21 protein-coding genes are annotated in these 22644 nt (G+C 51.3%); 15 read left to right on the forward strand and 6 right to left on the reverse strand.

Features of this window, described 5'->3' with window-relative positions; all coding sequences use genetic code 11:
* Positions 1-103 precede the first annotated feature (103 nt).
* Positions 104-1240, reverse strand: coding sequence for a slipin family protein (locus OGY01_RS00560; RefSeq protein WP_045438464.1), 1137 nt, complete (start codon positions 1238-1240; stop codon positions 104-106).
* Positions 1241-1691: 451 nt separating this feature from the next.
* Here OGY01_RS00560 and rtcR point away from each other — a divergent pair, with 451 nt between their 5' ends.
* The 3 genes from rtcR to OGY01_RS00575 all read left to right on the forward strand — a co-directional run bounded on the left by rtcR (position 1692) and on the right by OGY01_RS00575 (position 4750).
* Positions 1692-3272, forward strand: coding sequence for an RNA repair transcriptional activator RtcR (gene rtcR / locus OGY01_RS00565; protein ID WP_286492227.1), 1581 nt, complete (start codon positions 1692-1694; stop codon positions 3270-3272).
* A gap of 166 nt (positions 3273-3438) precedes the next feature.
* Entirely contained in the window at positions 3439-4380 is a 942-nt protein-coding gene (gene panS / locus OGY01_RS00570) for a ketopantoate/pantoate/pantothenate transporter PanS (protein WP_048222477.1), read from the forward strand.
* Positions 4381-4477: 97 nt separating this feature from the next.
* Positions 4478-4750, forward strand: a complete 273-nt coding sequence (locus OGY01_RS00575; protein WP_045438461.1) for a YjbD family protein — start codon at positions 4478-4480, stop codon at positions 4748-4750.
* Here OGY01_RS00575 and rluF read toward each other — a convergent pair.
* On the reverse strand, positions 4747-5622 hold the full coding sequence (gene rluF, locus OGY01_RS00580; RefSeq protein WP_045438459.1) for a 23S rRNA pseudouridine(2604) synthase RluF: 876 nt from the start codon (positions 5620-5622) through the stop codon (positions 4747-4749). The genes OGY01_RS00575 and rluF overlap by 4 nt on opposite strands.
* 343 nt (positions 5623-5965) lie before the next feature.
* Between rluF and OGY01_RS00585 the strand changes: the two genes are divergently transcribed.
* From OGY01_RS00585 to OGY01_RS00620, 8 genes are all read left to right on the forward strand, one after another.
* A complete protein-coding gene (locus tag OGY01_RS00585) occupies positions 5966-6919 on the forward strand; it encodes a sugar-binding transcriptional regulator (RefSeq protein ID WP_286492229.1) in 954 nt (317 codons plus the stop codon).
* A 70-nt stretch (positions 6920-6989) separates the two neighbouring features.
* Positions 6990-7796 carry an SDR family oxidoreductase gene (locus OGY01_RS00590; RefSeq protein WP_200012938.1) on the forward strand — a complete coding sequence of 269 codons (807 nt, stop codon included), beginning with the start codon at positions 6990-6992 and terminating at the stop codon, positions 7794-7796.
* 9 nt (positions 7797-7805) lie between these two features.
* The gene (locus OGY01_RS00595) at positions 7806-8213 is read left to right on the forward strand and encodes a mannose/fructose/sorbose PTS transporter subunit IIA (RefSeq protein ID WP_045438451.1); all 408 of its coding nucleotides are present in this window, start codon (positions 7806-7808) and stop codon (positions 8211-8213) included.
* Positions 8213-8707 carry a PTS sugar transporter subunit IIB gene (locus OGY01_RS00600; RefSeq protein WP_225760356.1) on the forward strand — a complete coding sequence of 165 codons (495 nt, stop codon included), beginning with the start codon at positions 8213-8215 and terminating at the stop codon, positions 8705-8707. Before OGY01_RS00595 ends, OGY01_RS00600 begins: the two co-directional genes overlap by 1 nt.
* Before the next feature lie 190 nt (positions 8708-8897).
* Entirely contained in the window at positions 8898-9695 is a 798-nt protein-coding gene (locus OGY01_RS00605) for a PTS mannose/fructose/sorbose transporter subunit IIC (RefSeq protein WP_045438446.1), read from the forward strand.
* 11 nt (positions 9696-9706) lie between these two features.
* Complete coding sequence (locus OGY01_RS00610; RefSeq protein ID WP_048222488.1) at positions 9707-10531, forward strand: PTS system mannose/fructose/sorbose family transporter subunit IID; 825 nt, start codon at positions 9707-9709, stop codon at positions 10529-10531.
* Between the two features lie 74 nt (positions 10532-10605).
* Positions 10606-11826 (forward strand): L-sorbose 1-phosphate reductase, encoded by a 1221-nt coding sequence (gene sorE / locus OGY01_RS00615; protein WP_045438442.1) that lies wholly within the window; start codon positions 10606-10608, stop codon positions 11824-11826.
* Position 11827: 1 nt separating this feature from the next.
* On the forward strand, positions 11828-12640 hold the full coding sequence (locus tag OGY01_RS00620; protein WP_286492231.1) for a shikimate 5-dehydrogenase: 813 nt from the start codon (positions 11828-11830) through the stop codon (positions 12638-12640).
* Between the two features lie 50 nt (positions 12641-12690).
* Here the strand turns inward: OGY01_RS00620 and OGY01_RS00625 are convergent, their stop codons facing one another.
* Positions 12691-12816 (reverse strand): hypothetical protein, encoded by a 126-nt coding sequence (locus OGY01_RS00625; protein ID WP_286492232.1) that lies wholly within the window; start codon positions 12814-12816, stop codon positions 12691-12693.
* A gap of 6 nt (positions 12817-12822) precedes the next feature.
* A complete protein-coding gene (locus OGY01_RS00630; protein WP_286492234.1) occupies positions 12823-13056 on the reverse strand; it encodes a hypothetical protein in 234 nt (77 codons plus the stop codon).
* A 141-nt stretch (positions 13057-13197) separates the two neighbouring features.
* On the opposite strand from OGY01_RS00630, the gene OGY01_RS00635 reads away from it, so the two are divergent.
* The 3 genes from OGY01_RS00635 (at position 13198) to pepE (ending at position 16049) form a co-directional block, all read left to right on the forward strand.
* Positions 13198-13359 carry a phage protein gene (locus OGY01_RS00635; RefSeq protein WP_045438435.1) on the forward strand — a complete coding sequence of 54 codons (162 nt, stop codon included), beginning with the start codon at positions 13198-13200 and terminating at the stop codon, positions 13357-13359.
* 495 nt (positions 13360-13854) lie between these two features.
* Complete coding sequence (locus OGY01_RS00640; RefSeq protein ID WP_286492236.1) at positions 13855-14901, forward strand: hypothetical protein; 1047 nt, start codon at positions 13855-13857, stop codon at positions 14899-14901.
* 458 nt (positions 14902-15359) lie between these two features.
* Positions 15360-16049 carry a dipeptidase PepE gene (pepE, locus tag OGY01_RS00645; RefSeq protein WP_286492243.1) on the forward strand — a complete coding sequence of 230 codons (690 nt, stop codon included), beginning with the start codon at positions 15360-15362 and terminating at the stop codon, positions 16047-16049.
* Between the two features lie 67 nt (positions 16050-16116).
* Here the strand turns inward: pepE and OGY01_RS00650 are convergent, their stop codons facing one another.
* A complete protein-coding gene (locus OGY01_RS00650; protein WP_045438428.1) occupies positions 16117-17748 on the reverse strand; it encodes a Na/Pi cotransporter family protein in 1632 nt (543 codons plus the stop codon).
* A gap of 151 nt (positions 17749-17899) precedes the next feature.
* Positions 17900-21583, reverse strand: coding sequence for a methionine synthase (gene metH / locus OGY01_RS00655; RefSeq protein WP_200013358.1), 3684 nt, complete (start codon positions 21581-21583; stop codon positions 17900-17902).
* A 195-nt stretch (positions 21584-21778) separates the two neighbouring features.
* Here metH and iclR point away from each other — a divergent pair, with 195 nt between their 5' ends.
* Complete coding sequence (iclR, locus tag OGY01_RS00660; RefSeq protein WP_048222507.1) at positions 21779-22603, forward strand: glyoxylate bypass operon transcriptional repressor IclR; 825 nt, start codon at positions 21779-21781, stop codon at positions 22601-22603.
* Positions 22604-22644 lie beyond the last annotated feature (41 nt).

Here is a 22644-nt window from a genome sequence, read left to right on the forward strand (position 1 = left end):
ACGTCCGTAGACCGGATGGCGGTGAATCGTCTTATCCGGCTTACGGTATGGGTGCACGGCCCGACAGGTGTAAACATCATCGGGCTGTACACTCCGTTAACGTTTATAGTTCCTGTCCTTTTATATTCACCAGACCGTGCAGAACCTGGTCCAGTCCACCGAATACCGAGATTTTATCGATACGCTCAGCCACTCTTTCGAGGGTTTCCAGCTCTTTTAAACGCAATGCAACCGGGTTGTTTTCCATAACTTTCGCCGTATTCAACAGCGAACGCGTCGCAGCAGTCTCTTCCCGACGACGAATCACGTTAGCCTGCGCCGATTTCTCAGCTTCAACCAGTTGGGACAATATGGCCTTCATATCTCCCGGCAGCACAATATCTTTTACGCCCAACGAAGCGACCTCGATACCAAACGGCGTCATACGGCTCTTCACCTGCGTACTCACGATTTCGTCGATAATCTGCTTATCTTCCAGCAGTTCATCCAGAGTTCGAGTACCCACCGCTTCACGCAGCGCAAACTGCAGTTCGCGATAGAGATGATCCACCGGTTTGGTGAGCTGACCAAAAGCCTGTAATACGTCGCTATAGCGCCAGTTAGCGGCCATATTCAGACGCAGGTTGACCTTATCTTTGGTCAGGATCTCCTGCCCGCCAACTTCCAGTACCTGCAAGCGGGTATCAACCACTTCGGCTTCAACCAGATGATTCACTTTCCAGTACGCGGTCAGGCCTGGCGATAACAATGCCTGCGTTTCACCGTCAATTTTCAGCACACCAACGTGCCACGCCGGAATCTGTACCGTTAAGATCGCTTCGCGTCCCTTTACCGCACCATTGCGTCGCGGTTGTAACACCGCATTCATAACCTCTGTTGGCACCAGAACCTGACGCGTATCCATGCGTACCAGCTGCAGCGCGTCGTCAGCCCGCCAGTACAAACGGCGTGTCGAGGGCGGCAAAATTTCTTGCAGAATACCGTTGGCATACAGCGCTGCCGCTTCGGTATCGGTTAAATCAGCCGCAAGGCAATACTGATCAACCCATGATGACTGGAAGCGGCGCAGATACTCCGCCAACGCTTCGGGCACTTCACTACCATCCATGTTAACGATCAGCACTTCCGGTGGGTTAAGCCACGGCAAACGGTGTTCGCCTGTTTCCAGCACCTGATAGTAATCCCCCTTACGGGATAAAAGACCTAACTGACCTTTTTTAATTGTGATTTTCTTAGCCATTTTTTATTCCTTAATGAGTGAACCAGGCGCGGGTGCAGAGGCGAAGCGACAGGGGAATTCCCTTTTGCCTGCCACACGGCATCGTTACCGGCAGCCTGTTTTGGGTCCGCTTACTGCGCGAAACCCGTTTTTATTTATATGATTAACAACCAGTTTTCATTTGGAGGATGAAATTGGGAATCGAACCCGTTTTGAGTCATCGACTGACGGAACACTCCCGGAAAACAGCATCAGCCGTTCCTGACGTGCCGGCGGGGTTTAACCCCCTGCGCTTTCAGCGTTATTGACGAAGGGGTTATAGCCAGAAGCGTGCCAGAAAGATAAATTGCCATGATTATTTTTTATTTTATTGATTTATATGATTTTAATTTTCAATCTTCATACAGGTGGTTGCCGCGCTCATCGATATTTCTTATCTTTTAATATCTAAACTTATCTATTTGGATAAACCATGAAAAAACGTCGGGTGGTGATTGGTGTTCTTGGAACAGTGCTGGACGATCGCGGCAAGCGGGCGAGCCGCTTTAAGAGATGGCGACCCACGGTGGGCCTCTGTCTGCAGACTGATTTTCCCATCGACAGACTGGAACTGCTCCACCAGCCGCGCGATGAGAGCGTGGCGCAAAGGCTAATCAAAGACGTTACGCAACTTTCCCCGCACACCGAGGTGCGTGCACATGTAGTGACGATTAACGATCCGTGGGATTTTGAGGAGGTCTATGCCGCATTTCTCGACTTCGCGACCCATTACCCCTTTGATACTGAAAACGAAGAGTATCTGGTACACATCACTACCGGGACACATGTGGCGCAGATCTGCTGGTTCCTGCTGACGGAAGCCCGCTACCTACCCGCCAGCCTGCTGCAAACCAGTCCAGCCCCCAAAGGCTCATCAGAAGACGCTGTCACCGCCGGCGTCTGCTCGGTTATCGATCTGGATTTAAGCCGTTATGCCACGCTGACCAGCCGTTTCCTGCGCGAGCAACAGCAGTCCGTCTCCTTTCTGAAAGCAGGGATAGATACGCGCAACGCTACGTTTAACAAACTGATTGACCGCATTGAGCGCGTTGCGTTGCGATCTACCGATCCTATTTTGCTCACGGGTCCTACAGGCGCGGGTAAATCCTTCCTGGCAAAACGTATTTTTCAGTTACGGCAGTCGCGCCATCTGGTGGCAGGCAAACTGGTGGCGGTAAACTGCGCCACCCTGCGCGGCGACAACGCGATGTCCACGCTGTTTGGTCATGTAAAAGGGGCATTTACGGGCGCACTCACTCCACGTACAGGGCTATTACGGGAAGCCGATGGCGGCGTGTTGTTTCTTGATGAAATAGCCGAACTGGGGCTGGATGAGCAGGCCATGCTGTTAAAAGCCATTGAAGAAAAAACCTTTTTTCCGTTTGGCTCGGATAAAGAGGTTTACAGTGATTTCCAGCTGATTGCGGGGACACATCGTGATATGCAGCAATGGGTAGCCGGGGGACGTTTCCGCGAGGATCTCTATGCGCGTATTAATATGTGGCGCTTTGCCCTGCCGGGTCTGGCACAGCGACGGGAAGATATTGCACCGAATGTAGAGTATGAACTACAGCGTTTTTCCGATAAGAAACAGATGCAGATCCGTTTCGACAAAGAGGCACGAGAACGTTATCTGGCGTTTGCCTGTTCATCACAGGCGGAATGGCGCGGCAATTTTCGCGAACTGAGTTCATCCGTTGCCCGAATGGCGACACTGGCCGAACAGGGGCGCATCACGTTATCTCTTGTCGAAGAAGAGATTGTGCTGTTACAGGAGAGCTGGCAGCTAACGACCTCGCAGCCTGAAATCAATATGGAGATCGACCTGTTTGATAAGCGTCAGTTAGAAACGGTCCTCGACGTTTGCCGCCGCAGCGCATCATTGTCCGAAGCTGGACGCGAGCTGTTTGCCGTATCCCGCCAGAAGAAAACCAATCCTAACGATGCAGACCGCCTGCGAAAATATCTGGCCCGTTTTGGGTTGAACTGGGAGAGTGTCCGCAGCGGAACATGAGCATAATTTGTTTGAATAAAATTCCTGCACGCGATAAACAATAGCTATGGTCGGGCTCGATCCCGGCCTGTTTATAACAAGCAAACACAACCGACTCTTAATAATTCTGGTGACAGCGACATCGCTGTTGCCTGAAATATGACGAGTAAAGTGCAAGGAAAACAACATGCTCGCCACTCTCACCCGGCTGTTCCCACTATGGGCGCTGCTACTCTCTGTTATCGCGTATTACACGCCATCCACCTTTACTCCTGTTGGCCCATGGGTCACCACGCTGTTAATGCTGATTATGCTCGGGATGGGCGTACATCTTAAAGTTGATGACTTTAAGCGCGTACTCTCACGTCCTGCACCGGTCGCCGCAGGTATTTTCCTGCACTATCTGGTGATGCCGCTCGCGGCCTGGATTCTGGCACTGGCTTTCCATATGCCACCGGAACTGTCCGCTGGCATGGTACTGGTCGGTAGTGTCGCCAGCGGCACTGCATCCAATGTAATGATCTACCTGGCAAAGGGTGACGTGGCGCTGTCTGTCACTATTTCATCTGTTTCAACGCTGGTAGGCGTCGTCGCCACCCCGCTGCTGACACGACTGTATGTCGATGCGCATATTCAGGTGGATGTGATGGGAATGCTGCTCAGCATTCTACAAATTGTCGTAATCCCAATTGCTCTGGGCCTGGTCATTCACCATCTGTTCCCACGGGTAGTCAAAGCCGTGGAACCGTATCTACCTGCTTTCTCAATGGTGTGCATTCTGGCGATCATCAGCGCAGTCGTGGCGGGTTCCGCGTCACACATCGCATCCGTCGGCTTTGTGGTGATTATCGCCGTGATTTTGCACAACACTATCGGTCTGCTCGGTGGTTACTGGGGCGGAAAACTGTTTGGCTTCGATGAATCCACCTGCCGCACGCTGGCGATCGAGGTGGGAATGCAGAACTCAGGACTTGCTGCCGCGCTGGGAAAAATCTACTTCGGCCCGCTGGCCGCGCTTCCAGGCGCACTGTTCTCTGTCTGGCATAACCTTTCCGGCTCACTGCTGGCAGGCTACTGGTCCGGTAAACCAATTGATGAGAAACACCATCAGGCGGTGAAGGAAAACTAAAAAAGTGCCGGGGGGCGCAAGCTTACCCGGCCTATATGCTATCAGACAGCCCGAGATTACCGTACACTGAGCTAACAGGCTAACTGAGGGCAACCGTATGGCACTCCCCCGCATTACCCAAAAAGAGATGACCGAGCGCGAACAGCGTGAGCTGAAAACGCTGCTTGACCGCGCCCGCATTGCACATGGCCGCCTGCTGACCAACGCAGAGACCAACAGTATTAAGAAGGAATACATCGATAAGCTGATGGTTCAGCGCGAAGCAGAGGCAAAAAAAGCCCGCCAGTTGAAGAAAAAGCAGGCTTATAAACCAGATGCGGAAGCATCGTTTTCCTGGTCAGCGAATACGCCAACGCGCGGCAGACGTTAACGTCCTTTCTTCTTACGCCCCGGCGAGGTAAAACGTTTACCGTTTGCAGCCGGGCGCGCTTTCTCTTTCTCAGCGGATTTTTCGATCTTCACGACCGGGCGCTTAATACCTGCCGTTTTTGGCTTCGCTTTCGCCTTCGGTTTCGCTTCTGAAGAAGAGTTTTCAATCAATTTGAACAGTTCGATCAGTTCATCATCCGTCAGATCACGCCATTCCCCCAGCGGTAAGCCGGACAGACCGACGTTCATGATACGCGTACGTTCAAGCTTCGTGACTTCATAGCCAAAGTGTTCGCACATACGACGGATCTGGCGATTTAGCCCCTGAACAAGCGTGATGCGAAAAACAAACGGCGCCTCTTTCCGGACCTTACATTTTTTGGTGACAGTGCCAAGAATAGGCACACCAGCCCCCATTCCACGAATGAACTCGTCCGTGACCGGCTTATCAACCGTCACCAGATACTCTTTTTCGTGATCGTTACCGGCACGCAGGATCTTATTGACCAGGTCGCCATGGTTGGTCAGAAAAATCAGCCCCTGAGAGTCTTTATCCAGGCGGCCAATCGGGAACACGCGCTTACTGTGGTTCACAAAATCAACAATGTTGTCGCGTTCGCTGTCTTCGGTAGTGCTCACGATCCCCACCGGCTTATTCAGCGCGATAAAAACCAGATCTTCCGCTTCACGCGGCTCAATCAACCGACCATTCACTTTGACGACGTCGCCAGGCATCACCTGATCGCCAATGGTGGCGCGTTTGCCATTAATGAAGACATTCCCTTGTTCGATAAAGCGATCCGCCTCGCGACGCGAGCAGATTCCGCTTTCACTGATGTATTTATTTAATCGGATGGATGAGTCGGGCAGCATAAGTTCTCCTTTGGCAGAGAAATATACCCTACCTTGCGGGCGATAAAAAATAATCGTGTTCGAATGCCCAAGCGCTATATGTGATCAATCACACCTTTCTACACAAAAGTGTCAGCAATCCGCGCCTGCAATTTTGTTGGGCGAAAATAAACAGAATCAACGCGTTACAGCAACAAGCACATTTGTGCCAGCAACGCGCTATCAGCACATCAAATGTGCAACATAATCAGCCAGTTCATGGCGATGAAATAAGTGAAAATAGCTTTGAGATGTGGAACGGATGGGGTTATATCAGATCAAGAAGTCAATTTCGTGATTTGCACAAATGTGCAGGAGCCCAAAGATGGCGACGGAAAACAGCGATGATATCCGCCTGATCGTAAAAATAGCGCAGCTTTATTACGAACAGGATATGACACAAGCGCAAATCGCCCGGGAGCTGGGAATCTATCGCACCACGATCAGCCGCTTGCTAAAGCGTGGTCGCGAGCAAGGCATCGTCACCATCGCCATTAATTACGACTACAACGAGAACCTGTGGCTGGAACAGCAGCTAAAACAGAAATTTGGCCTGAAAGAAGCGGTCGTGGTCTCCTGCGATAGCGAACACGAAGATGAACAGCTCAAGATGATGGGCGTGCACGGCGCGCAGTTACTGGAACGCTTGCTGGAACCTGGCGATATTATCGGTTTCTCATGGGGGCGCGCGGTAAGGGGACTGGTTGAAGGATTATCCCCCGCCAGCCAGTCACGTCAGCTTATCTGCGTGCCTATCATCGGCGGGCCTTCCGGCAAACTTGAAAGTCGCTACCACGTCAACACGCTGACTTACAGCGCAGCGGCAAAGCTCAAGGGTGAATCTCACCTGGCAGATTTCCCGGCGCTTCTGGAAAATCCGCTGATCCGTAACGGGATTATGCTGTCACGACATTTTAAATCGATTTCCGCCTACTGGGATAATCTGGATGTCGCGCTGGTGGGAATTGGTTCCCCGGCGATACGAGATGGTGCTAACTGGCATGCATTTTACGGCAGCGAAGAGAGTGATGACCTGCATGCCCGTCAGGTTGCCGGGGACATTTGTTCACGCTTTTATGATATCAACGGTGTGACGGTAGAGACCAATATGAGTGAAAAGACGCTCTCCATCGAAACCAATAAATTAAAGCAGGCGCGTTACTCCATCGGCATCGCCATGGGGGAAGAAAAACTGAGTGGTATTCTCGGTGCTTTACGCGGAAATTATATTAACGGTTTAGTCACTAACAGCCATACTGCTGAATTATTGTTGAAATAAATATATTCAAATTGATCCTGACGTAATTAATTTTATGAGGGATCCCCTTATCTGAAATTGGGAGTCTATTATGCAAACGTGGTTAAATCTGCAAGATAAAGTTATTATTGTTACCGGTGGCGCATCCGGAATTGGCCTGGCCATTGTTGAAGAATTATTAGCACAAGGCGCTAATGTGCAAATGGCAGATATTCATGGCGGAGAAGGTAAATATGAAAGCCATAGCGGATATCACTTCTGGCCAACGGATATTTCCAGCGCCAAAGAAGTTAATCATACTGTTGCTGAAATTATTCAACGCTACGGACGTATTGACGGACTGGTGAATAATGCAGGGGTTAATTTCCCACGCCTGCTTGTCGATGAAAAAGCACCCGCCGGACAATATGAACTCAACGAAGCTGCTTTTGAAAAAATGGTCAACATCAACCAGAAAGGTGTGTTCTTAATGTCGCAAGCAGTGGCACGCCAGATGGTGAAACAGCATGACGGCGTAATTGTGAATGTCTCTTCCGAAAGCGGACTGGAAGGCTCAGAGGGTCAAAGTTGCTATGCCGCCACCAAAGCCGCACTGAATAGCTTTACCCGTTCCTGGTCAAAGGAATTGGGCAAACACGGTATTCGTGTAGTCGGAATTGCACCTGGCATTCTGGAAAAAACCGGACTGCGCACCCCCGAGTATGAAGAAGCGCTGGCCTGGACCCGCAACATCACCGTCGAGCAGTTGCGCGAGGGCTATACCAAAAACTCAATTCCTATTGGCCGTTCGGGACGCCTGAGCGAAGTTGCTGATTTTGTTTGTTATCTTCTGTCAGAACGCGCCAGCTATATTACCGGAGTAACCACTAACATTGCGGGCGGAAAAACGCGCGGCTAAGGAGATTTTATGGTCAATGCAATCTTCTGCGCCCACGGCAAACTGGCCTGCGCCATGCTGGAATCGGTGCAGATGGTCTACGGCGATGCCAACGTGGAAGCGGTGGAATTTGTCCCCGGTGAAAACGCCAGTGACATCGTGGTAAAACTGGAAAAGTTAGTGAGCGCCCACACTAGCGATGAGTGGCTGATAGCCGTCGATTTACAGTGTGGCAGCCCCTGGAATGCCGCCGCCACACTGGCGATGCGTAACCCGGCAATACGGGTCATTAGTGGGTTGTCACTGCCGTTGGCGCTGGAACTGGTGGACAACCAGAGCAGTATGAACGTGGATGAACTGTGTGAACACCTGACGAGCATTGCGCTACAAACTTGCGTCGTCTGGAAGCCACTGGAAACGATCGATGAGGATTTCTGATGAACATTACCCTTGCTCGTATTGATGACCGCCTGATCCACGGTCAGGTCACCACCGTCTGGTCGAAGGTGGCGAATGCCCAACGGATTATTATCTGTAACGATGACGTCTATAACGATGAAGTACGCCGGACATTATTGCGCCAGGCTGCCCCGCCAGGGATGAAAGTTAACGTAGTCAATATCGAAAAGGCGGTCGCGGTATATCACAATCCGCAATATAAAGACGAAACCGTATTTTATTTATTTACCCGCCCACAGGATGCCTTGGCAATGGTAAAACAAGGCGTGCAAATCGCCACCTTAAATATTGGTGGCATGGCCTGGCGACCGGGTAAAAAACAATTAACCAAAGCGGTCTCGCTAGATGATGATGATATTAATGCGTTCCGTGAGTTGGATCAATTAGGCGTCATTCTGGATTTACGCGTCGTGGCTTCCGACCCATCGATTAGTATTCTCGAAAAAATAAAAGAACAATCTTTCGCTGAATAAATATACACAAAATCATTCAAGTTGCATCAAGGCTGAAAATGAGTGAATCCCGATGAGCTCACTCTGGCAAGTGATTCGGGTGAACGAACGTAGCCAACGCCGAGGCAGCCTGAAGGATGCCATGTATAAAAGCGCCTGTGTATTAAGGCTGTAACAGGCAGGGATGATCACACTCTGAAGGTGCCATATTATGGAAATAAGTACCCTACAAATTATCGCCATATTTCTATTTTCCTGTATTGCCGGAATGGGCAGCGTGCTGGATGAATTCCAGACCCACCGCCCGCTCATCGCCTGTACCGTTATTGGCTTAATTCTTGGTGATTTAAAAACCGGGATTATGCTCGGCGGCACGCTGGAGCTGATCGCGCTCGGCTGGATGAACGTTGGTGCAGCGCAGTCCCCCGATTCGGCACTCGCCAGTATTATTTCCGCCATTCTGGTGATCGTCGGCCAGCAGAGCATCGCAACCGGTATCGCGATTGCGCTTCCCGTAGCTGCCGCAGGCCAGGTGCTCACCGTCTTTGCCCGTACTATCACCGTGGTGTTCCAGCACGCGGCAGATAAAGCAGCGGAAGACGCGCGCTTTCGTACCATCGATATCCTTCACGTCTCCGCGCTGGGTGTGCAGGCGCTACGCGTCGCTATTCCGGCGTTGATTGTTTCGCTGTTTGTTAGCGCCGACATGGTCAGCAATATGCTGAATGCTATCCCGGAATTCGTCACTCGCGGCCTGCAGATTGCTGGTGGCTTTATCGTGGTGGTCGGTTACGCCATGGTGCTGCGCATGATGGGCGTGAAGTATTTGATGCCGTTCTTCTTCCTCGGCTTTATCGCCGGGGGCTATCTCGACCTGAGCCTGCTGGCCTTTGGCGGTGTGGGCGTAATTATCGCGCTGGTTTATATCCAGTTGAACCCGCAATGGCGTAAAGCCGAACCGCAGGCGCAAGCCACCACATCTACCGCCCTTGACCAACTTGACGACTAACGGAGCCCATCATGGAACAGAAAAAACTGACCAAATCGGACCTGTTTAGCATGTTTGTTCGCTCCAACCTGCAACAGGCATCATTCAACTTTGAACGTATTCATGGGCTGGGTTTTTGCTACGACATGATCCCCGCCATTAAACGCCTGTATCCACTGAAGGAGGATCAGGTCGCGGCGCTTAAGCGTCATCTGGTGTTCTTCAACACCACTCCGGCGGTGTGCGGACCGGTGATCGGCGTCACCGCCGCAATGGAAGAAGCACGCGCCAACGGTGCAGAAATTGACGATGGTGCGATCAATGGCATCAAAGTCGGCCTGATGGGTCCGCTTGCCGGCGTCGGCGACCCGCTGGTCTGGGGCACGTTACGGCCGATTACCGCCGCGCTCGGTGCATCTTTAGCGCTCTCCGGTAACATTCTCGGTCCGTTATTGTTCTTCTTTATTTTCAACGCGGTGCGTCTGGCGATGAAGTGGTACGGCTTACAGCTTGGCTTTCGTAAAGGAGTCAACATCGTCAGCGATATGGGCGGCAATCTGCTGCAAAAACTAACCGAAGGCGCATCGATTCTCGGCCTGTTTGTGATGGGGGTTCTGGTCACAAAATGGACCAGCATCAACGTACCGCTGGTGGTATCGCAAACGCCTGGCGCAGACGGTACCACTGTCACCATGACCGTACAAAACATTCTCGATCAGCTTTGCCCTGGCCTGCTGGCGCTGGGGCTGACACTGCTGATGGTGCGGCTGCTTAACAAGAAAATTAATCCGGTATGGCTGATCTTTGCCCTGTTTGGTTTGGGGATTATCGGTCATGCGCTGGGCTTCCTGTCCTGATTATTCGCCCCGGTCTCTACCGGGGCACCTTCAAATAACTATTCCCAGAAGATACAGGGAAAGAGGTGGTATATATGTTAACGACAGCTTTACGCCTTTATGGCAAACGCGATCTGCGCCTGGAAACTTTCGATCTTCCGGAAATGCAGGACGATGAAATTCTGGCTTCGGTCGTCACCGACAGCCTGTGCCTCTCTTCCTGGAAAGAAGCGAATCAGGGCGAGAACCACAAAAAAGTACCGGACGATGTGGCCATCAACCCGATCATCATCGGCCACGAGTTTTGCGGCGATATTCTCGCCGTGGGGAAAAAATGGCAGCATAAGTTTCAACCCGGCCAGCGCTATGTGATTCAGGCTAACCTGCAACTCCCGGATCGCCCGGACTGCCCCGGCTACTCCTTTCCCTGGGTTGGCGGTGAGGCGACGCGCGTTGTCATTCCCAATGAAGTAATGGAGCAGGACTGCCTGCTCGCCTACGAAGGAGAGACCTATTTTGAAGGCTCCCTGGTTGAACCACTGTCCTGCGTGATTGGCGCATTCAACGCCAACTATCACCTGCAGGAAGGCACCTATAACCACAAGATGGGCATTCGTCCGCAGGGGCGCACGCTAATCCTCGGCGGCACGGGTCCAATGGGGTTGCTGGCGATTGATTATGCGTTGCACGGCCCGGTTAATCCGGCGCTGCTGGTGGTAACCGATACCAACAAAGACAAACTAAGCTACGCCCGCAAACACTATCCGTCGGAGCCACAAACACAGATCCACTATCTTCACGCCCAGGAAGCGTCTTATGACACGCTGATGGCGCTGAGCGGCGGTCACGGATTTGACGACATCTTTGTGTTTGTGCCGAACGAGCAACTGGTCACGCTGGCCTCTTCCCTGCTGGCAGCCGATGGCTGTATGAACTTCTTTGCCGGTCCGCAGGATAAGCAGTTCACCGCGCCGATTAACTTCTACGATGTCCACTACGCTTTCACCCATTACGTCGGGACGTCTGGCGGTAATACTGACGATATGCGCGCGGCAGTAAAACTGATTGAAGAGAAAAAAGTACAGGCTGCAAAAGTGGTGACGCACATTCTCGGGCTGAATGCGGCAGGTGAAACAACGCTGGAGCTTCCGGCTGTAGGCGGCGGAAAAAAACTGGTGTACACCGGCAAAGCGTTGCCATTAACCGCGCTGACGCAGATAGACGATCCGGCTTTGCGCGATATCCTGGAACGCCATCATGGGATCTGGTCACAGGAAGCCGAGCAATACGTATTGGCGCACGCCAGGGAGATTTAACATGATTAATCGCAACACCCAGCTGTGTATGTCGCTTGCCGGTCGGCCCGGCAACTTCGGCACGCGATTTCATAACTATCTGTATGAAAAGTTGGGGTTAAACTTTATCTACAAAGCCTTCAGCACTCAGGATATCGAGGCTGCGGTGAAAGGCGTGCGAGCGTTAGGTATTCGCGGCTGCGCGATATCGATGCCGTTTAAAGAGAGCTGCATGCCGTTTCTGGATGTCATCGATCCCTCTGCACAAGCTATTGATTCCGTGAACACTATCGTCAACGACAACGGTACGCTAACGGGTTTTAACACCGACTATATTGCAGTAAAAAGCCTGATTGCCAGCCACCAGCTTGATAACGGCGCTCGCGTCATGATTCGCGGCAGCGGTGGGATGGGCAAGGCGGTCATCGCCGCGTTTCGCGATGCCGGTTTTCACGATGTGATCGTTGCTGCCCGCAACCGGGAAAGCGGCCCGGTGCTTGCAAGACAGTACGGTTTTCAATGGCAGCCACAGCCGGAAGGGATTGCCTGTGACATTCTGGTCAACGTCACCCCCGTCGGTATGGCCGGAGGTAAAGAAAGCGATGAACTGGCGTACAGCAAAGTGATGGTCGCTAACGCCCACGTGGTGTTTGATGTCGTCGCCCTGCCACCAGAAACGCCGGTGATAAAGCTGGCGCAGCAGTTGGGTAAAAAGACTATCAGCGGTTCAGAAGTGATTGCCTTACAGGCCGTGGAGCAGTTCGCCATGTACACCGGCATGCGCCCGGACGACGCACTGATTGCCGAAGCTGCTGAATTTGCGCGAGCGGGGTAAGAGAGCAGGAGTAGAGCGCCGGGGATGGGCGCTCTTATTTGTCTTTGCCACTACGCAATTCGAGGCATAGCGAACAGTTGCTGATCCGCTTTCGCTTCTAACTCAGCCAGTGCAGGAATCAATTGGCTGATGTTCATCAGGCTGTGCCCCAACTGGCAAACGCTCTCATTGGACATACGTTCCTATTTTTCACCCGCCATTGTCAGCAGGCTTTCACCCATAACATTCAGCGTGTGATACAGACCGGCCAGCGTCTCTTCGCAGCCAAATGACAGTGCCAGGTTTTCTTCAGTGGAGAGTTGACTACAGTCGAGATGGCGAAAGGCCTCAGCGAGTGGAAAGTGGAATAGATCAGCTTCAGGCAGGAGAGAAAAAGACGCCGAACGGGCGTTAGTGGTACGATTAGCATCAGCCATAGCATTACCTCTTATAATGTTGTGGTTAAACGCCCTGATTGTGTTGCTGCACTTTCGGGGCGTTGTCATTTTTAATGTGTGAGAGTAATGTGTCATCACACATGCTCACACCACTCTTGTGTAATTAAGGTGTCAACACACATGAATGAAAGAAGAGGCAATCCCCCGTTTCAATTCCGTCTGGATCCAGAACTGCGAAAAGCAATGGAAGAAGCACAAAAACAGGACGGCGATGAATCGCTTGCTGCCTGGATTAAACGTATTATCAGGAAAGAAGTGAAGCAAAAAGGGATTGAGGTTTAAGGGGATTTATGTCGGTTGGCTGAAAGTCCGCTGAGAGCGAAAAGCGGACATTGCTAAAGCATTTTCTATGCGAACCAACGGGATGTAGGTCAATATATTCAGCTACCCAGAATAAAACTATTGCCTGTGGCTCATCCAGTCCGTTCAGATGAGCAATCGTCAGCTTCGAGTGTTTGTAGGTGAAATCCAGTGGAATGGCCTGATTAGCGGGAAATTTTTTGGCAACCTGTCATGTCAGCATATCATGCCGACCTGCCGGGTCTCAGCCCGTTGACAGCCTCTCTAAGCTATATTTAAAACTGACGATATGAAGTTCATCATGTGGTTGTCGCCTTCAAGTACCTTTCCGTCCATTGGGCTTAATACCCGATTGACAGTGGATGTTCTCGGGTTGCTGAAATTCATTAAGGTTGATATGAAAAAAAATATGGATATAATAAGAATTTATTTAACCATAAATATAGATGGTCTTTTTGACAACGAAATGGAGTTATTTTGGATAAGACTACGATAATTATTCCTAAAAGAGATATTGTTGATAACGATAAATCTTACTGGGCTATTTTTTTCTGTTCCATTTTGAAAGCTATACGTTACCAAAAAAATCTTGGCAGTAATTGGGGGGGGGCTAAATCTTTAAAGGAATACAAAGGGGAACTAAGGTTAAATAATTTTTTCAGCAATATGAAAAATACAATAAAAAATCACGCATTTGAATATGTTATGGTTGATTTCCTTAAAACCAATTCAGGTATAGATGCATTTAAGTTGTTATGTGATAGTATTTTGAAGTCCTATGGGGTGAATGATTTTTACATTCGCTACATGAATGTATTTAAAGTTGGTACAGACTCTGAAGTTTACAGAGCAAGAGTTGAGTATAGTAAAACAGAACTGACTATGCTTTTACCAAAAGGTGTAATGGCAAAACCAAAAACTATAATATCTGACATCAATGGCTGTACTTTAACAGAGACGCTAAACTATTCTGATTTGTTTATTGTTATATCAGATGGAAAAGACACATTTGGATTTGTTGGCGAGGTTGAAGGTAATAATGGAGAGGATTTGTTTTCTAAATCATACTTCAATAGGAATGCAAGAAAAGATAAATATTGTAGTTTTGGCATAGCCGCATCCGATAAAAAAAAGCATGGTGATAATCTTATAAAAGGAAATGTAAGCCTAAACATGGATGAAGTCATTGGACGTTGGATTTTGAATTTTTCAAAATCAAGTGATTATGTGACTGACTATTATAGCTCGATAGAGGCGGTTCAATCTCTAATTGAAGGGCATTTTTCATATATGGATTCAATGCCAGGTGGCGGACGTAGAGATATTGTTGAAATTATAAAAAATAACTGGTCGTCAGATATCAATGAACTTATGCACACATTGGAATCATTCATCGATTATGCTATGCCAATTGATAATTTTCATTACCAAGAAATAGACAATGGTAAAGTTTCTTTTAGACCATCATCATTAATAATCCCTGGCGCAATACCACTGTATGATATGTCAGAAATTATTATTTAATGAAAAGGCTATATCTCAAGGTTTGAAGTCACAACTGCGTGAAATATTACATTAAGAACATAACCTTTGCATTGTCATTTTTAAGTACACACCAAGCCACGTCAGGATAAACCTAAAATATTTTCCGCTTAGGATTCTTTCCTGATGCCTCACAAGGAATATCTTAGAAACTAATTTGACAACGCTGTACAAAAAAACACTTAATATGCTTTTTCGTTAGGCCGAGCTTCAGCCCCACATTAGTAGAAGTGTGAAATGTCCGCTCTTGGCACACAGCTGCCTCCCCTCTCCACCGTTATCGTTTCTCGTATCAATCGCAGCATCCTGAAAAATTACGCATTATTGCGAGGCGCTTTCCACAACCTCATCTCCAACATCGTGAGCCATATCAGTAAGGTGTTACACTGACGGTGGTAGCATTACTGTGGTTTGTAATTTACTGATTCTCTGGAGAAATGATGGAACTGCTTTTATTGAGTAACTCGACACTGCCAGGCAAAGGCTGGATGGAACACGCGCTGCCACTGATCGCTGAGCAGTTGAACGGTCGCCGCTCTGCGGTGTTTATTCCGTTTGCTGGTGTCACGCAAACCTGGGACGACTATACAGCGAAAACGGCAGCCATCTTTGCGCCAATGGGCGTCGATGTCACAGGCATTCATACCGTTGCCGATCCGGTCGCAGCCATTGAGAACGCTGAAGTGGTGATTGTCGGCGGAGGTAACACTTTCCAGTTGCTGAAAGAGAGCCGTGAGCGTGGCTTGCTGGCACCAATTGTTGACGTGGTCAAACGCGGCGCGCTGTACATCGGCTGGAGTGCGGGTGCGAACCTCGCCTGCCAGACTATCCGTACCACGAATGACATGCCAATTGTCGATCCAAAAGGTTTTGACGCCCTGGGTCTGTTCCCACTACAAATCAACCCGCACTTCACCAACGCGCTGCCGGAAGGCCACAAAGGCGAAACGCGTGAACAGCGTATTCGCGAGCTGCTGGTTGTCGCACCGGAACTGACAGTGATTGGTTTGCCGGAGGGGAACTGGATCAAAGTAAGTAACGATAAAGCCATTCTTGGCGGCCCGAACACCACTTACGTATTCAAAGCGGGTGAAGAAGCGATAGCCCTTGAAGCAGGTCACTGCTTTTAATTAACGCCTGATGGCGCTACGCAGTCCGGTAGGCTGGAAGTGCAGCGTCATCAGGTATCACCGTCAGTTAATGATCATCCCGCTCATCGTCTTCATCCGGCTGTTCCAGCACGCTGTAGGCAACAGAACAGAACAATGAGTTCAGACGCTGCATGTCGCCAAGTAATGCAAGATGCAGTGAACTGGTCTCGATACTCTGGACGTTCTGCTGATGCAGTCGATCGACGTGCGCATGCGAGTAACGACGGTTAAGAATGCGAAAACGGTGTTTGCTGCGACGCAGACGACGGGCACTGGTCACATCACCGGAGAAGAACACTGACATAGCCAGTTGCAGGTTGCTTAGTAACTGATCGTAGAGCGCATCCAGTTCTTTCAACCCTTCCAGAGAAAATGCCCGACGCGCGGCCAGCGACTTATCGGCAATTTCACTGCCCATTCGTTCAACAATATCGGAAGCCTGTTCCAGGTTGAGCGACATTTCGATAATCTCCGCCCAGCGCCGGGACTCCTCTTCCGCCAGCTCATCTTTTGGCATCCGCGCCAGATAGAGTTTGATCGCCGTGTACAACACGTTGATGTCGTCGGCCATCTTGCGCAACTCTTTTTCTTCGCGCGGCTCGCCGTGCATTACCTTTTTCAGACCCTCCATCATCTGCTCCATTGCATCACCAATACGCAGGGCTTCACGGGCAGCATTGGCCAACGCCAGCGTCGGCGTATCCAGCGCGCTGACATCCAGATGCTTGGGTTTCAGATGGGCGTCTAATTCGGGTTCATCACGGATAATACGTTTGCAAAAGCGCGCCATCGGCTCGGCAAACGGCACCATCGCTACGCAGCGCACCAGGTTGTAGAAGACGTGAAAATAGATCACTAATTCAGATTTCGGCAGTGGCAGTTCATCCATCAGATTGGCCAGCGGATGAACGAACGGCAGAATAATCAGGCTGCCCACCAGCTTAAACAGCAGACTGCCAAGCGCCACACGGCGTGCTGCTGCATTGGCTGCGCTATTGTTCAGCATCGCCAGTAAACCGGAGCCCAGGTTCGCGCCAATCACCAGACACAAGGCGACCGGGAACGAGATAATACCCGCTGCGGTCAACGTTGCCGTCAGCAGAACCGCCGCCAGGCTGGAGTAGCTGATAATCGCGAACATTGCGCCAATCAGCGCATCAAGCATGATATCGCCGGTTAGCGAGGCGAAAATAACCTGCACTCCATTTGCCTGAGTGATCGGTGTCACCGCCTGCACAATCAGCTCCAGCGCCAGTAAGATCAGCCCCAGCCCGATGCCTACGCGCCCCAACTGTCCGACGCGGGACTGCTTACGCCCCAGAAAGAAGATCACACCAATAAAAATCAGCAGTGGCGACAGCCAGGAGAGATCAAAAGTCAGGATACGCGCCATCAGCGCGGTCCCCACATCGGCACCAAGCACAATGACCAGCGCAGGCGTGAGCGCCACCAGATCCTGGGCGACAAACGACGTCACCAGCATAGTGGTCGCGTTACTGCTTTGCACCAGTGCAGTGACGCCAATCCCCGCGCAAAAGGCGAGCGGCTTCTTTTCAACACTTCGGCTAAGCACAGTGCGTAAACGGGCACCAAAGACACGCATCACACCAGTACGCACAATGTGAGTGCCCCAAACCAGCATAGCGACAGCAGAAAGCAGGTGTAGCAGAGTTAACACGGAATCAGGTTCTCCTTATATTTATATGTTCCTGAACTCATGCCTACAATGCGCACAAGTTCCCTTCAGTATAAGGGTTTAAATGTAATAAAGAGACAGGGCACTCATTGAGTGCCCTGTTTGTTGTAAAGAAAGATGACAGTTTTGTGAATCAGTCGGCGTCATAGCCCAGATTAGGCGCTAACCAACGCTCGACTTCCGCCACACTCATCCCTTTACGGAAGGCGTAATCTTCAACCTGGTCGCGCTGAATTTGTGCCACCGCGTAGTACTTACTGTCCGGATGACTGAAGTACCAGCCGGAGACCGATGCGCCAGGCCACATGGCGAAAGACTCCGTTAGTTTCATACCGGTATGCGTTTCCACATCCAATAGCTCCCAGATAGTGGCTTTCTCGGTATGTTCCGGACACGCCGGATAACCTGGTGCCGGACGAATACCCTGATAGTTCTCACGGATCAGTTCGTCATTGCTGAGATTCTCGTTCGCCGCGTAGCCCCAGTAAACTTTGCGGACACGCTCATGCAGATATTCTGCAAAGGCTTCTGCCAGACGGTCGGCAATCGCTTTCACCATGATCTTGTTGTAGTCATCGTGCTGCGCCTCGAAAGCTTCAGCCAGCGCGTCCTCTTCCAGACCACCAGTGACCGCAAAGGCACCGATGTAATCCGCCTTGCCGCTCAGTTTTGGTGCCACAAAGTCAGACAAGCAGTAGTTGGCGAAGCCGACTTTTTCCGTTTGCTGACGCAGATGATGACTCACATTCAGCACATGTGTGCGCGTTTCATCACGATAGATCTCAATGTCATCGCCGACACGGTTAGCCGGGAACAGGCCAACCACACCGCGCGGATTCAACGTTTTCTCGGCGCTGAGTTTATCCAGCATATCGTTGGCGTCTTTAAACAGACGTTTCGCCTCTTCACCCACCACTTCATCTTCCAGAATGCGTGGATATTTCCCGGCTAGCGACCAGGTCATAAAAAACGGCGTCCAGTCGATGTAATTACGCAGCGTTTCGATGCTGGCTTCAACGCTCTGCACACCGAGACGATGAGCCACCGGCGGTGTGTAGCTTGCCCAGTCGAACGCCAGATCGTTCTCACGCGCGGCAGCCAGTGTCACTGGCGGAGTACGCGGTTTCTTACGCGCATGCTGGATACGCACCGTTTCATACTCTTTACGCGTACGGGCGACAAAATCATCGCGCTGTGTATCGGACAGCAAAGCGGCAACCACGCCAACGGTGCGAGAGGCGTTCTGTACATAGACCGTTGGCCCACTGTAGTTTTGCTCGATCTTCACCGCTGTGTGCGCTTTTGACGTCGTTGCACCACCAATCAGCAGCGGGATAGTAAAGCCCTGACGTTCCATCTCTTTCGCCACATTGACCATTTCGTCCAGCGACGGGGTAATCAGCCCGGAGAGGCCAATCAGATCGGCATTCACTTCACGCGCGGTTCTGAGGATTTTCTCCGCTGGCACCATCACGCCAAGGTCGACGATTTCGTAGTTGTTGCATTGCAACACCACACCGACAATGTTCTTGCCGATATCGTGCACATCGCCCTTCACGGTAGCGATAACCATCTTGCCGTTGCTGGAGCCTTTTTCTTTGCTGGCTTCAATGTAGGGTTCGAGGTATGCCACCGCCTGTTTCATCACTCGGGCAGATTTCACCACCTGCGGCAGGAACATTTTACCCTCACCGAACAGGTCACCAACGACGTTCATACCGTCCATCAGCGGCCCTTCGATGACCTCAATCGGGCGTGCTGCCTGCTGGCGAGCCTCTTCGGTGTCCAGTTCGATAAACTCAGTAATGCCTTTCACCAGCGAATATTCGAGACGTTTTTTCACATCCCAACTACGCCACTCCGCCTGCTGGGCGTTGGCGGTATCATCGGTTTTGCTGCCACGGTATTTTTCGGCCAGATCCAGCAGACGCTCGGTGCCGTCATCGCGGCGGTTGAGGATCACATCTTCCACCGCATCGCGTAACTCGGCCGGCAGGTCGTCATAGATCGCCAGTTGTCCGGCATTGACGATCCCCATGTCCATACCGTTACGAATGGCGTAGTACAGGAACACTGCGTGAATGGCTTCGCGCACTGGATCGTTACCACGGAACGAGAACGAGACGTTAGAGACGCCGCCAGAGATTAGCGCATGCGGCAGTTCGCGTTTGATATCTTCACACGCGCCGATAAAGTCCTGCGCGTAGTTGTTATGTTCGTCAATACCGGTCGCAACCGCAAAGATGTTTGGATCGAAGATAATGTCTTCCGGCGGGAAGCCCACCTCTTCGGTAAGAATTTTGTACGCCCGGCGACAAATCTCAATTTTACGGGCACGGGTATCGGCCTGACCCTGTTCATCAAAGGCCATAACCACCACCGCCGCACCGTAACGTCGCAGCAACTTCGCGTGATGGATAAAGGTTTCTACACCCTCTTTCATCGAAATAGAGTTAACGATGCCTTTACCCTGAATGCACTTCAGACCTTTTTCGATGACATCCCATTTCGAGGAGTCAATCATAATCGGCACGCGGGCGATGTCCGGCTCACCGGCGATCAGGTTGAGGAAACGCACCATCGCCGCTTCGGCGTCGAGCATCCCTTCATCCATGTTGATATCGATAATTTGCGCGCCACTTTCCACCTGCTGGCGGGCAACGTCCAGCGCTTCGCTGTATTTTTCTTCTTTGATCAGGCGCTTAAATTTGGCCGAGCCGGTGACGTTGGTACGCTCACCAACGTTGACGAACAGACTGTCGTCGCCAATATTCAGAGGTTCAAGCCCGGCTAAACGGCAGGCAACCGGGATTTCCGGCAACTGGCGCGGGGCCAGGCCATCAACCGCGCGGCTCATTGCTGCGATGTGTTCCGGCGTGGTGCCGCAGCAACCACCAACCACGTTCAGGAAACCCGCTTGTGCCCATTCGCGGATTTGCTTCGCCATGGTATCAGCGTCAAGATCGTACTCACCGAAGGCGTTCGGCAGACCAGCATTCGGGTGCGCGGTTACGTAGCATTCAGCAATACGTGACAGTTCCTGCACATACTGGCGCAACTCATCCGGACCTAAAGCACAGTTAAGGCCGAAGGTGAGCGCGTCGGCGTGGCGCAGTGAATTATAAAATGCTTCGGTCGTCTGACCAGAAAGCGTACGTCCTGAGGCGTCAGTGATGGTGCCGGAGATCATGATCGGCAACTCAACGCCCAGTGCTTCAAACTCTGTTTTCACTGCAAATATGGCCGCTTTCGCGTTAAGCGTGTCAAAAACGGTTTCAATCAGGATCAGATCGCTACCACCTTCCACCAGCGCTTTGGTAGATTCACGGTAAGCCGCCACCAGTCCGTCAAAGGTGATATTACGGTAGGCGGGATCGTTAACATCCGGTGAGATAGACGCGGTGCGGTTAGTCGGGCCGAGGACACCCGCGACATAGCGCGGTTTGTTCGGCGTGCGTGCCGTCCATTCGTCCGCACAAGCACGTGCCAGTTTTGCCGCTTCAAAGTTGATTTCCGCCGACAGGGATTCCATCTGGTAATCCGCCATGGCGATGGTCGTGGAGTTGAAGGTGTTGGTTTCGATGATATCTGCGCCCGCTTCAAAGTAGGCGTTATGGATCGCGGTTATCACCTCCGGCTTACTGAGCACCAACAGGTCATTGTTGCCTTTCAGATCGCTCGGCCAGTCGGCAAAGCGCTCGCCGCGGAAATCCTCTTCACTCAGACGATAACTCTGGATCATGGTGCCCATACCGCCGTCCAGCACCAGAATACGTTCTTTTAACTGCTGACGTAATTGTTCAACTTTGCTACTCACACTGACTCCCGACAACGCTCAACCAGACCGAAAAAAGCTCAACGAACCATACTCGCACAAAGATTAATGACGGAAAAGCAAACAACAGCCAACATGAGACATGTTCAGCTTCACTCATCCGATCAGTACAGGAATTCTTGCATTATAATTGAATAAAACGAAAATGATTTCCACGATACAGAAAAGGAGTCTGCCATGGTTGCCACTGTCCCCGCGAAACGCGGTAGAAAACCTGCCGCCACTACTACGCCTGCAACCGGGCAGGTTCAGTCTCTGACCCGAGGCCTGAAATTACTGGAGTGGATTGCTGAGTCCAACGGCAGCGTAGCGCTGACCGAACTGGCGCAACAAGCTGGTCTGCCCAATTCCACCACGCACCGTTTGCTGACCACGATGCAGCAACAGGGTTTTGTCCGCCAGGTTGGCGAGCTGGGACACTGGGCCGTGGGCGCACATGCGTTTATCGTCGGCAGCAGCTTTTTGCAAAGCCGCAACCTGCTGGCGATTGTCCATCCGATTCTGCGTAAGCTGATGGAAGACTCCGGCGAAACAGTGAACCTGGCGGTGCTGGATCAGAGCGACCATCAGGCCATTATTATCGACCAGGTGCAGTGCACACAGCTGATGCGTATGTCTGCCCCCATTGGCGGCAAGCTGCCAATGCACGCTTCCGGCGCGGGAAAAGCATTCCTGGCACAATTAAGCGAAGAACAGGTTACTGGTCTGCTGCACCGTAAAGGCCTGCATGCTTATACTCACGCCACACTAGTATCGCCAGTACATCTGAAAGAAGACCTCGCCCAGACGCGTAAACGTGGCTATTCGTTTGATGACGAGGAGCATGCACTTGGCCTGCGCTGCGTGGCATCGTGCATTTACGATGAGCATCGTGAGCCATTTGCCGCCATCTCTATCTCCGGACCGATTTCCCGTATCACCGACGATCGCGTTACTGAGTTTGGCGCGATGGCGATTAAAGCGGCGAAAGAGGTAACGCTGGCATACGGCGGGATTCGTTAAGGCATTTTTGTCGGGTAACGGCTACGCCTTACCCGGCCTAC

This window comes from Citrobacter sp. Cm038 (assembly GCF_030333105.1).
GTDB classification, from domain to species: Bacteria; Pseudomonadota; Gammaproteobacteria; order Enterobacterales; family Enterobacteriaceae; genus Citrobacter; species Citrobacter murliniae.